This window comes from Tabrizicola sp. (assembly GCF_016792905.1).
Classification (GTDB): domain Bacteria; phylum Pseudomonadota; class Alphaproteobacteria; order Rhodobacterales; family Rhodobacteraceae; genus Tabrizicola.
This window is the reverse complement of the sequence record NZ_JAEULP010000080.1, coordinates 1-11,523: the sequence shown is the minus strand read 5'-3', so window position 1 is coordinate 11,523 and position 11,523 is coordinate 1. Positions and strand designations below refer to the sequence as shown.

Sequence of the window (11,523 nt, the reverse complement as noted above, 5' to 3'; positions counted from 1 at the left end):
CCGACCGGGACCATCAACGATTCGTGCGCCGTCAAAATTTCCTTGAGCTTTCCTACATGACTCCGTCTAGATACGCACGGATATTGGGTAAGAAAGTGGCCATACTTGGGGCAAAACCAGCCCTAGCCTGCTGATTTCCATACTTTGTTTCCAGCCCGGCACCAGTAGTCTGGAAGGCGTCGCCATGCCGGGGAAGTTTGCTTATTAGAGAGGGGGCAAGACCCTGTGAGTCCGGGGAATTGCTTTAAGGTGAGTAGATGACGCAGAGCAGATCCCGCAAGTTGTTGTCCCGCATCCTATGGTTCGACCCGGATGCCGGGAACGGGGCGGAGTCTGCACCCGCGCTGCCCGATCCGGTCCTTCAGGCCGAGCAGGTGGACCCGCGTTCCTATGAAATGACGGCCGCCGTCGAAGCCCCGCCGCGTCCCACGACACGGGTACGGACCCGTCTCTTGTCCGAGCCGCCCGTGACCCGCACGCAGGAAATCTATACCGAGCATTTCGGCCTGACGACCCGGCCCTTTGCCCTGACGCCCGACCCGGATTTCCTGTACTGGCCACAGTCGCACCAGCGCGCCTACACGATGCTGGAATACGGCGTCCGCGCCAATGCCCCGATCACGCTGATCACCGGCGAGGTCGGCGCGGGGAAGACCACGCTACTTCTGCATCTTGTCCGATCGCTCGGCTCCGAGATGACCGTGGGCCTGATCTCGAACCCGCACGGCTCGCGGGCCGAACTTTTGCGCTGGGTGCTGCACGCGCTGGACCAGCCGGCCGAACTGGACGAAAGCTACGTCGACCTCTTCTCGCGATTCCAGAACTTCCTCTTGTCGGAATATGCGGCCGGGCGCAGCGTCGTCCTCATCTTCGACGAAGCGCAGAACCTGACGGCCGAGGCGCTGGAAGAGCTGCGGATGTTCATCAACATCAACTCCGGCAAGGACGAGGTGCTGCAACTGGTGCTGATCGGCCAGCCCGAGCTGCGCGACCTGGTCTCGCGTCCCAAGATGCGGCAATTCGCACAGCGCGTCGCGGCCAGCTACCATCTGACGGCGATGGACCTCAAGACCGTGCGCGGCTACATTCCGCACCGTCTGAAGGTTGCCGGCACCGAGAAGCGAATCTTCTCGGCCCCTGCCGTGAAGCTGATCTACGACGTGACAAGGGGCGTGCCCCGGCTGGTGAACCAGCTCTGTGATCTGGCCATGGTCTATGCGTTTACCAGGGGCAAGCAGGTCGTCAGCGCGCAGACGGTCCAGCAAGTCATTGATGACGGTGTATTTTTTTCGGCGAATGCCGCATATGACGTGAGTGAGACCTCGAATGACGCTTGATCTGCGTTTCTATCTGTCCCTGATTTTGCGTCGACTGCCCATTATCGTCGCCATCATCTTTACGGCCACAATGGCCGGAATCCTTTATGCCGTGTCCCTGCCGCCGGTCTACCGGGCCGAGGCGAGGCTCCTGATCGAGAACCCGCAGATCCCGGATGAACTGGCGGCTTCGACCGTGCGCTCGACGGCGGACGAGATTCTGCTTGCGATCCGGCAGCGGATCATGACCCGCGACAACCTTCTTGCCATTGCCGAACGGCACAACCTGTTCGTCACGACGCCCAACCTGTCCCAGGAACAGATGCTTGACGCGATCGGGGACCGCGTCTCGATCTACATGCCGACGACCCAGGGCAACACGGGCGTTGTCACGGTGTCCTTTGCCGCGGGCGAGCCCGAACTGTCGGCAAACATCACCAACGAGATCGCCGACCAGGTCCTGCAGTGGAGCGCGGAGCTGCGTACCGAGGCTTCGGGGAACACGCTGGATTTCTTCGAACAGGAAGTCCGGCGCCTCACCGACGAACTGTCGCAGCAGAACGCCAAGATTCTGGAGTTCGAACAGGCGAACCGCGACGCGCTGCCCGAGAGCCTGGAGTATCGGCGTACGCGGCAGGCCTCGCAGCAGGAGCGGCTGTTGCAGGTGGATCGCGAGCTTGCTGCGCTGCGTGACCGGCGCGAGCGGTTGACCGAGCTTTACGACCGCACGGGCGCCATGGTCACGACGCAAGACGACCGTACCCCGGAGGCCGAGCGCCTGGAGCGGGCCAGGCAGGAACTTGCCTCGGCTCTGGTCGTGCTGTCACCGACGAACCCGCGGGTCAGCGCTCTGCAGAAGGAAGTCGAGGCGCTGCAAGAGGTGGTGAAGTCGCAGCTCAGCGCGACCGGCGGCGGGCGGCTTTCGGCCTTCGAAGTGCAGATGCTGGATATCGATGGACAGATCAACTTCCTGGCCGAACAGAAGACCCTCCTGGAAAAGGATCTTGTCACGCTGGAAGCCTCGATCGATGCGACGCCGGGCAATTCGATCCATCTGGCCGAGTTGCAGAACAACTACGAAACCCTGCGCGTGCAGTACGAGCAGGCAGTGGCCAGCCTGTCCGAGGCGCGGATGGGCGACCGTATCGAAGTCACGGACCGCGGCCAGCGGATCACTGTGATCGAGAAGGCCGTGCCGCCGAACTTCCGCGCGGAACCGAACCGCAAGCGCATCACAGTTGCCGCGTTCGGGGCAGGCGTGATCCTTTCCACCGGCCTGCTTCTCCTCCTGGAGATTCTGAATCAGACCGTGCGCCGTCCGTCCGATCTGGTGAAGGTGCTGGGCGCGCCGCCATTCGGAACGGTAGGCTATATTCCCGGCGGCACGAGCCGCACACGCTGGTCGGCCAACAGGCTTGCGACGCTGGCGCTTCTTGCGATCAACATCCCGCTCCTCGCGCTGGTCGTCCATATCTACATCGCCCCGATCGGTACCCTGCTTGGCCTCGCGCCCAAGTCCCCCGCAGCCAGCGAAGCCGTCCAGGGCGCGGCCGCCAACAAGACCGAGTAGACCAGCATGGAACGGATCCAGTCAGCACTCGCCAAGGCGCGTTCGGCCCGCGATCGCAAGCTTCAACCCTCCGGCGCTGGCGGCAAGGCCTCACCCGGCTCCAATCCCTGGCAAGACCTGAGCGAGGTCGCGCTCGACCCGAAGGTCCTGGCACGCAACCTTGTCGTGACACACCAACCGGGCGCGCGTGCCGCCAACTTCGACGTCATGCGCACCAACCTCCTGCGCACGCTGCGCACGAACGGCTGGACCCGTGTCGCCATCACCTCGCCGACTCCGGGTTGCGGCAAGTCCACCGTTGCGCTGAACCTGGCGTTCAGCCTGGCGCGGCTGACCGACAAGCAGGTGCTGCTGGTCGAGCTGGACCTGCGCCATCCTTCGCTTGTCGAGATGCTGGGTATGTCGCCGGACCAGAATTTCATCGAATCGCTTGGCGAGGGCAGGCTGGACTATGGCCAGATCAGGCGGGTCGGCCCGAACCTGGCCCTGGCGCTGAACTCGCGCTCTGTCGCCAGCCCGGCCGAGCTTCTGTCGGCTCCGCGCACCGCGGACCTGATCGACGAGGTTGAAGCCCGGCTGCGCCCGGACGTCATCCTGTTCGACATGTCACCGATGCTGGTCAGCGACGATGCGCTGGCCTATCTGGACCAGGTCGATTGCGCGCTGATGGTCGTCGCCGCCGAGGAGACGACGGCCGCCGAGATCGAGAAATGCGGCGCCGATCTGGGCAAGCGCACGCAGGTTCTGGGCGTTGTGCTGAACAAGTGCCGCTACATGGAAGAGGACGACACCCGCGTCTATCCGGAGTGATGGGGCCGGGCGGGCCGCCCGTCGCCCTCTGTCCGGCGGGGCCGGAATGACAAAGGGACCCGCAAGGGGCCCCTCGTCTGGTCCGGATGGAGCGGGCGATGAGATTCGAACTCACGACCCTAACCTTGGCAAGGTTATGCTCTACCCCTGAGCTACGCCCGCACCGTCTGGACGAGAGGGGATGTATAAAGAGCGACGGGGGCCTGCAAGAGGGAAAGTGCACGTCGGCGAAAAATTCTCGCACATTTGCCCACGACGGACCGTTGGCTGAAATATCGGCCCGCCGCCACGGTGCAATCGCAGCATCCGACGATTTTGCTGGCGCAGTAAACTCGCCGTGAGGTTTGCGCAACCAAGAGCAGAATCGACTTGGATTCGGAAATGTTTTGAATAGGTTGCGCCTCGAAGGCAAAATCGCCTTCTTGCGTGGCTGCGCATGCTGCGTTGCCGCAAACTGGAGAATGACCATGACCAAATTCGCCCTCGTTCTGGCCGCTTCGGCCCTGACCGCCACCGCCGTCTTCGCGGAAGATGCGGCCCCGGTTGTCGCCGACACCGACGCCAACGGGACCTTCTCGCTGGCCGAAGTGCAGGCCGTCTACACCGCCGTCACCGAAGAGGCCTTCAAGGCCGCCGACACCGACGCCTCGGGCGAACTGTCGGCTGACGAGCTGAAAGCCGCTGTCGACGCGGGCGCCTTCACCGCTGCCTGATCGACTGCGTTTCGCGCACAGGGGGCCGTCCTTCGGGGCGGCCCTTTCCTTTGGCAGGGCTCCGCCGATCCGCATCCGCTCGGGGAACCATCTCGCGGCGCCGACCGTTGTTCCCGCATGAAGGCAGCGCCCATCGCGCCGCCATCCATCAGGAGAATGATGATGAACCAGGACCAGATCGCCGGCCAATGGAAGCAGCTGAAGGGCGAGGCGAAAGTCATGTGGGGCAAGCTGACCGACGACGAGCTTGACCAGGCCCAGGGCCAGGCCGAAAAACTCGCCGGGCTGATCCAGGAGCGCTACGGCAAGACCAAGGAAGAGGCGCAGACCGAGGTCCGCAAGTTCTTCGACCGAGTCTGACGGACGGGTGGGGCGGGCGCAAAGCCCGCCCTTATTCAACCCAGCCCAATTGTTGCCAAGTCCTTAACGCCCGCGCGCAAGCCATTGATTTCGCTGGTGCGAAAAATCTGTCCACCGTGGACATCGTCTTGCACCCACGGCCCGGCCGCCCGGATCACTCCAGTTCGATCAGCAGGTCCTTGGCCTCGATCTGGCTGCCCGGATGGACATGGATCGCCTTCACCGTGGCCTCGCGGTCGCAGTGCAGGCCGGTTTCCATCTTCATCGCCTCGATGTTGAGGAGAAGGTCGCCCGCCCGCACCTTCTGACCGACCGTCACCGCGATGGAGGCGACCGCCCCCGGCATCGGCGCGCCGATATGGGCAGGGTTGCCCTCCGCAGCCTTCGGGCGTGCCGCCGTCTTGGCCTTGATCGCCCGGTTCGGCACCCGGATCACCCTGGGCTGGCCATTCAGCTCGAAGAACACCCGGGCATCGCCTTCCTCGGTCGTCTCCCCCACCGCCTGCAGGCGGATTTCCAGGATTTTGCCGGGGTCGATCTCGACCGAGATCTCGTCGCCGGGCTGCATGCCGTAGAAGAAGGTCGGCGTCGGCAGGGTGCGCACCGGCCCGTATTGCCGGTGCCGACCCATGTAGTCGAGGAAGACCTTGGGATACATCAGATAGCCGTTCAGGTCCTCGTCATCGACGGTGATGCCGTTCATCTCGGCCGAGACCTTCTGGCGCACCGCTTCCAGATCGACGGCGGGCATCGACTTGCCGGGCCGCTCGGTCAGCGGCTTCTCGCCCTTCAGCACCTTCTTCAGGATACCCTCCGGCCAGCCGCCATGCGGTTGCCCGAGGTTTCCTTTCAGCATGTCGGCGACGCTTTCGGGGAAGGCCACGTCGACCTTCGGGTCCTCGACCTGCGCCCGGGTCAGCCCCTGCGCCACCATCATCAGCGCCATGTCGCCCACCACCTTCGACGAGGGCGTGACCTTGACGATGTCGCCGAACATCCGATTGGCATCGGCATAGGCTTGAGCTACCTCGTGCCAGCGCTCCTCCAGCCCCAGGCTACGGGCCTGCGCCTTGAGGTTGGTGAACTGGCCGCCGGGCATCTCGTGCAGGTAGACTTCCGAGGCCGGGGCCTGCAGTCCGCTTTCGAAGGCGGCGTATTGCTTGCGCACTGCTTCCCAGTAGTCGGAAATCTGCCGGATCGCGCCGATGTCGAGGCCGGTGTCGCGGTCGGTATTCCGCAGCGCCTCGACGATGGAACCGAGGCAGGGCTGCGAGGTCCCGCCCGAAAACGCATCCATCGCCGCGTCGACCGCATCCACCCCCGCATCGCAGGCCGCAAGGACGGTGGCCGCCGCCGCGCCCGAGGTGTCATGGGTGTGGAAATGCACCGGCAGCCCGATTTCCTGCTTCATCGCCTTGACCAGCACCCGGGCGGCGGCGGGTTTCAACAGCCCCGCCATGTCCTTCAGCCCCAGCACATGGGCGCCCGCGGATTTCAGCTCTTTCGCACGGTCGAGGTAGTATTTCAGGTCATACTTGGACCGGGCCGGGTCCAGCAGGTCGCCCGTGTAACAGATCGTCCCCTCGCAGACCTTGTTCGCCTCCAGCACCGCATCCATCGCGACGCGCATGTTCTCGACCCAGTTCAGGCTGTCGAACACGCGGAACACGTCGACCCCGGTCTTGGCGGCCTGCTTGACGAAGGACTGCACCACGTTGTCGGGATAGTTGGTGTAGCCGACCCCGTTCGAGGCCCGCAGCAGCATCTGCGTCATCAGGTTCGGCATCGCGGCGCGCAGGTCGCGGAGACGCTGCCACGGGCATTCCTGGAGGAAGCGGTAGGCCACGTCGAAGGTGGCACCACCCCAGCATTCGACGCTGAACAGCTGCGGCAGGTTCGCGGCATAGGCGGGCGCGACCTTGATCATGTCGATCGACCGCATCCGGGTGGCCAGCAGCGACTGGTGCCCGTCGCGCATCGTGGTGTCGGTCAGAAGGACCTTGGTCTGCGCCTTCATCCAGTCGGCAACCGCCTGCGGGCCCTTCTGCTCCAGAAGGTTCCGCGTGCCCATCGACGGCGATGCCTTCGGCGCGGGCGGTTTCGGCGCCTTCGCCTCGGCCGGGGGCTTGGCGCGACCCGCCGTCTCGGGGTGGCCATTCACCGTGATGTCGGCGATGTAGAGGAGGATCTTTGTCGCCCGATCGCGCCGCTTCTTGAAGGCGAACAGCTCGGGCGTCGTGTCGATGAACTTGGTGGTGTAGGTGTCGTCCAGGAAGGTCTTGTGCTTCAAGAGGTTGATGACGAACTCGATGTTCGTCGCCACCCCCCGGATGCGGAACTCGCGCAGCGCCCGGTCCATCCGGGCAATCGCCTTTTCCGGTGTCTGGGCATGGGCTGTGACCTTGACCAGCAGCGAGTCGTAATAGCGGGTGATCACCGACCCGGCATAGGCCGTCCCGCCATCAAGGCGGATGCCGTTGCCCGTCGCCGAACGGTAGGCCGTCAGGCGGCCATAGTCCGGGATGAAGTTGTTCAGCGGGTCTTCCGTCGTCACCCGGCATTGCAGCGCGTGACCGTTCAGCTTCACATCCGCCTGGCTGGCAACCCCGGTCGCTTCCTGCAGGGTCTTGCCTTCCTCGATCAGGATTTGCGCCTGCACGATGTCGATCCCGGTGACTTCCTCGGTGACAGTGTGCTCGACCTGGACCCGGGGGTTCACCTCGATGAAGTAGAACTTGCCGGATTCCATATCCATCAGGAATTCGACGGTGCCCGCGCATTCATAGCCGACATGGCCGCAAATACGCTTGGCCATCTCGCAGACTTCCTCGCGCTGGGCCTGCGTAAGATAGGGGGCAGGGGCGCGTTCAACGACCTTCTGGTTGCGGCGCTGCACGGTGCAGTCGCGCTCCCAGAGGTGCCAGCAGTTGCCCTGCTTGTCGCCGAGGATCTGCACCTCGACGTGGCGGGCGCGGGTGATCATCTTTTCCAGATAGCCCTCGCCGTTGCCGAAGGCCGCCTCCGCCTCGCGCCGCCCTTCGCGGACTTTCCCTTCCAGCTCGTCCTCGGACAGGATCGGCCGCATCCCGCGACCGCCGCCGCCCCAGGAGGCTTTCAGCATCAGGGGATAGCCCACTTCCTTGGCCTGGCGTTTGATCAGCGCCATGTCGTCGCCCAGCACCTCGGTCGCCGGGATGACCGGCACTCCGGCCTCCATCGCCACCCGCCGGGCACTGGCCTTGTCGCCAAGGGCCCGCATGGTTTCCGCGCGCGGCCCGATGAAGGTGATCCCCGCCTTGTCGCAGGCATCGACGAAATCCGGGTTCTCCGACAGCAGCCCATAGCCGGGATGGATCGCATCCGCCCCCGCCATCCGCGCCACCCGGATGATCTCGGGGATCGACAGGTAGGCGCCCACCGGCGACAGCCCCTCGCCGATGCGGTAGGCCTCGTCCGCCTTGAAGCGGTGGAGCGACAGCTTGTCCTCCTCGGCAAAGACCGCGACGGTCTTCTTGCCCATCTCGTTTGCCGCCCGCATCACGCGGATCGCGATCTCGCCCCGGTTGGCGACGAGGATCTTCTTGAACTCGGGCATGCGGGCCTCCCCAGGCAGCAGGACGGGTGCACATTAGGGGTGCTGCGCTGCAGCGCAAGAGACTTTGACGGCCATTTCCAACAGAATTGCGACATGGGCGGGTGTCGCAACCGGTGCTGCACGGGGAAGCGACGACCCACAAGAACAATGAAGGAACGCTGGCCCTTTCCCCCCGCGCCGATCCCGCTATACTGCCGGTCATGACCGGATGGGACGAAGACCAGGCCTTCGAGGCCGCCGCAACCCCCGTGCCCCTCTCGCAGCGGGCGTTGGCCGGGCGGGCGCAGGTGTCGGCGCGCGAGGATTATCTCGACGGCCTGAACCCCGCGCAACTTGAAGCCGTCCGCGCGCTGGATGGCCCGGTCCTGATGCTGGCGGGGGCGGGGACGGGCAAGACCCGCGCGCTGACGGCGCGGATCGTGCACCTTCTGCACCTGCGAAAGGCCCGCCCGAACGAAATCCTCGCCGTGACCTTCACCAACAAGGCCGCGCGCGAGATGAAGGAGCGGGTCCACCGGATGCTGGGCGAAGTGGCCGAGGGGATGCCCTGGATGGGCACCTTCCACTCGCTGTCGGTGAAGATCCTCCGCCGCCATGCCGAGCTGGTGGGGCTGAAACCGAATTTCACCATTCTCGACACCGATGATCAGATCCGTCTTTTGAAGCAGCTGGTCCTTGCGGCCAATATCGACGAGAAGCGCTGGCCTGCGCGGATGCTGGCCGGGCTGATCGACGGCTGGAAGAACCGGGCCTGGACGCCCGAGAAGGTGCCGTCCTCCGAAGCCAGTGCCTACAACAACCGGGGGACGGAACTTTATGCGGCCTATCAGGACCGGTTGAAGACCCTGAACGCCACCGACTTCGGCGATCTCCTCCTGCATTGTGTCACCATCTTCCAGTCCCGGCCCGACGTTCTGGAACAGTACCAGCGCTGGTTCCGCTACATCCTTGTCGACGAGTACCAGGACACCAACGTCTGCCAGTATCTTTGGCTGCGCCTCCTCGCCCAGGCGCACCGGAACATCTGCTGCGTCGGTGATGACGACCAGTCGATCTATGGCTGGCGCGGGGCCGAGGTCGGCAACATTCTGCGCTTCGAGAAGGACTTCCCTGGCGCGCAGGTGATCCGGCTGGAGCAGAACTACCGCTCGACCGGGCATATCCTTGCCACCGCCTCCGGCCTGATCGCCAAGAACAATGGTCGGCTGGGCAAGACGCTCTGGACCGCCGGAGAGCCGGGCGAGAAGGTGCGGCTGATCGGCCATTGGGACGGCGAGGAAGAGGCGCGATGGATCGGCGAAGAAATCGAGGCGATCCAGCGGGGCACGCGGGGGATGGAGCCCAGGGACCTGAACCATCAGGCGATCCTTGTGCGGGCCTCCCATCAGATGCGGGCGTTTGAAGATCGGTTCCTCACCATCGGCCTGCCCTACCGGGTGATCGGGGGGCCAAGGTTCTATGAACGGCAGGAAATCCGTGATGCGATGGCCTATTTCCGGTTGGCGGTTTCCCCCGACGACGATCTGGCCTTCGAGCGGGTGGTGAACCTGCCCAAGCGGGGTCTGGGGGATACGGCGCAGTCGAAGATCAACGTGCTGGCGCGCGGGGCAGGGGTCTCGCTTCTGGACGGAGCGCGTGAGGCGCTGGCGAAGGGGGTGATCCCGGGCAAGGGGGCGTCTCAGTTGCGGGCCTTCGTCGACGGGGTCGACCGCTGGCACGCCGCGACCTTCCACCCGGATTACGACCATATCCGGCTGGCCGAAACGATCCTGGACGAGAGCGGCTACACCGAGATGTGGCAGAACGACAAGACGCCGGAGGCTCCGGGGCGGCTCGACAACCTCAAGGAGCTGATCAAGGCGCTGGAGCAGTTCGACAACCTGCAGGGGTTCCTGGAGCATGTCAGCCTGATCATGGACAACGACACCGAGGGGGCGGAGGAGAAGGTCACGATCATGACCCTCCACGCGGCGAAGGGGCTGGAGTTTCCCGTGGTCTTCCTGCCGGGCTGGGAGGACGGGCTGTTCCCGAGCCAGCGCAGCATGGACGAGAGCGGGCTGAAGGGGTTGGAGGAGGAGCGGCGGCTGGCCTATGTGGGCATCACGCGGGCGGAGGAGCTGTGTACGATCAGCTTCGCCTCGAACCGGCGGGTCTATGGGCAGTGGCAGTCGCAGTTGCCCTCCCGCTTCATCGACGAGCTTCCGGTTGAGCATGTCGAGGTGCTGACGGCCCCGGGCCTGTATGGCGGCGGGTTCGGGGCTGCGGCTTCGGTCGGGTTCGGGTCCAGCCTGGAGGACCGGGTTTCCAAGGCCGACGTCTACAATTCCCCCGGCTGGCGGCGGTTGCAGGAGAACCAGTCCCACCGCCCCGTCCGCCAGCCGCAGGAGGCACGGAATGTGGTGATCGATATGGAGGCGGTGTCTCCCTTTGTCCTGGGGGACCGGGTGTTCCACCAGAAGTTCGGCTATGGCGAGATCATGGGGATCGAGGGCGACAAGCTGGACGTGGAGTTCGATCATGCCGGGTCGAAGAAGGTGGTCGCCCGCTGGGTGATCCCGGCGGAACAGGTGGACGACGTGCCGTTCTGAGCGGGGTGTCCACGGTGGACAGATTTTTCGTGTCAATGATATCAATGGGTTGATCGCGGACGTTCAGGATTTCTTAACTTCCGGCCCCGGGCTTGCCGGATGCCAGGTGGGCGACATTCGGGCCAGTCTTGCGTTGGGCGCGCGGCTTGCGCATGGTATCGGAAAACGCCGGGGGGAAATGGCATGGCGGGGAAGGCGACCGAGCTGACAGAGCTCGCCGACCTCTTGGAGGCCCGCGCGACCAGCGGGCAGCGGGTGATCGCGGCACTGGCCGGGGCGCCGGGATCGGGGAAATCCACCCTTGCCGACAAGCTGGTGGGCAAGCTGAACGGACGCCAGCCGGGCCTGGCCGCTGTCCTGCCGATGGACGGCTATCACTACGACGACCTGTATCTGGTGCCAGCCGGGCTGCGCCCCCGCAAGGGCGCCCCGATGACGTTTGACGTGGGCGGGCTTTACCACACGCTGCAACGGATGCGGGCGCGGGACGAGGCGGAAGTCGCGGTCCCGGTCTTCGACCGCAAGATCGAGATCGCCCGCGCCGGGGCCCGGCTGATCCCGCGCGAGGTGC

General features: G+C 64.8%; 7 protein-coding genes, 1 tRNA gene and 1 pseudogene. 7 read left to right on the top strand and 2 right to left on the bottom strand.

Annotated elements, in window-relative coordinates:
- The first annotated feature begins 257 nt into the window (after positions 1 to 257).
- The 3 genes from JNL31_RS16910 to JNL31_RS16900 are packed head-to-tail and all read left to right on the top strand — an operon-like array spanning position 258 to position 3,696.
- On the top strand, positions 258 to 1,337 hold the full coding sequence (locus tag JNL31_RS16910) for an AAA family ATPase (RefSeq protein ID WP_294975787.1): 1,080 nt from the start codon (positions 258 to 260) through the stop codon (positions 1,335 to 1,337).
- On the top strand, positions 1,327 to 2,886 hold the full coding sequence (locus JNL31_RS16905) for a Wzz/FepE/Etk N-terminal domain-containing protein (RefSeq protein ID WP_294975785.1): 1,560 nt from the start codon (positions 1,327 to 1,329) through the stop codon (positions 2,884 to 2,886). The genes JNL31_RS16910 and JNL31_RS16905 overlap by 11 nt, the downstream gene beginning before the upstream one ends.
- Before the next feature lie 6 nt (positions 2,887 to 2,892).
- The gene (locus JNL31_RS16900; RefSeq protein ID WP_294975784.1) at positions 2,893 to 3,696 is read left to right on the top strand and encodes a CpsD/CapB family tyrosine-protein kinase; all 804 of its coding nucleotides are present in this window, start codon (positions 2,893 to 2,895) and stop codon (positions 3,694 to 3,696) included.
- A gap of 87 nt (positions 3,697 to 3,783) precedes the next feature.
- Here the strand turns inward: JNL31_RS16900 and JNL31_RS16895 are convergent.
- Positions 3,784 to 3,858 (bottom strand) — tRNA-Gly (locus JNL31_RS16895).
- A gap of 299 nt (positions 3,859 to 4,157) precedes the next feature.
- On the opposite strand from JNL31_RS16895, the gene JNL31_RS16890 reads away from it, so the two are divergent.
- On the top strand, positions 4,158 to 4,409 hold the full coding sequence (locus tag JNL31_RS16890) for an EF-hand domain-containing protein (protein ID WP_294975783.1): 252 nt from the start codon (positions 4,158 to 4,160) through the stop codon (positions 4,407 to 4,409).
- A 162-nt stretch (positions 4,410 to 4,571) separates the two neighbouring features.
- A complete protein-coding gene (locus tag JNL31_RS16885) occupies positions 4,572 to 4,769 on the top strand; it encodes a CsbD family protein (protein ID WP_294975781.1) in 198 nt (65 codons plus the stop codon).
- A 154-nt stretch (positions 4,770 to 4,923) separates the two neighbouring features.
- Here JNL31_RS16885 and JNL31_RS16880 read toward each other — a convergent pair whose 3' ends face one another.
- Positions 4,924 to 8,364, bottom strand: a complete 3,441-nt coding sequence (locus tag JNL31_RS16880; protein ID WP_294975780.1) for a pyruvate carboxylase — start codon at positions 8,362 to 8,364, stop codon at positions 4,924 to 4,926.
- Between the two features lie 200 nt (positions 8,365 to 8,564).
- Between JNL31_RS16880 and JNL31_RS16875 the strand changes: the two genes are divergently transcribed.
- Together JNL31_RS16875 and JNL31_RS16870 are read left to right on the top strand one after the other, a co-directional pair.
- Positions 8,565 to 10,952, top strand: a complete 2,388-nt coding sequence (locus JNL31_RS16875) for an ATP-dependent helicase (RefSeq protein ID WP_294975777.1) — start codon at positions 8,565 to 8,567, stop codon at positions 10,950 to 10,952.
- Positions 10,953 to 11,135: 183 nt separating this feature from the next.
- Positions 11,136 to 11,523: pseudogene (locus JNL31_RS16870) on the top strand (nucleoside/nucleotide kinase family protein); the annotation flags it as partial.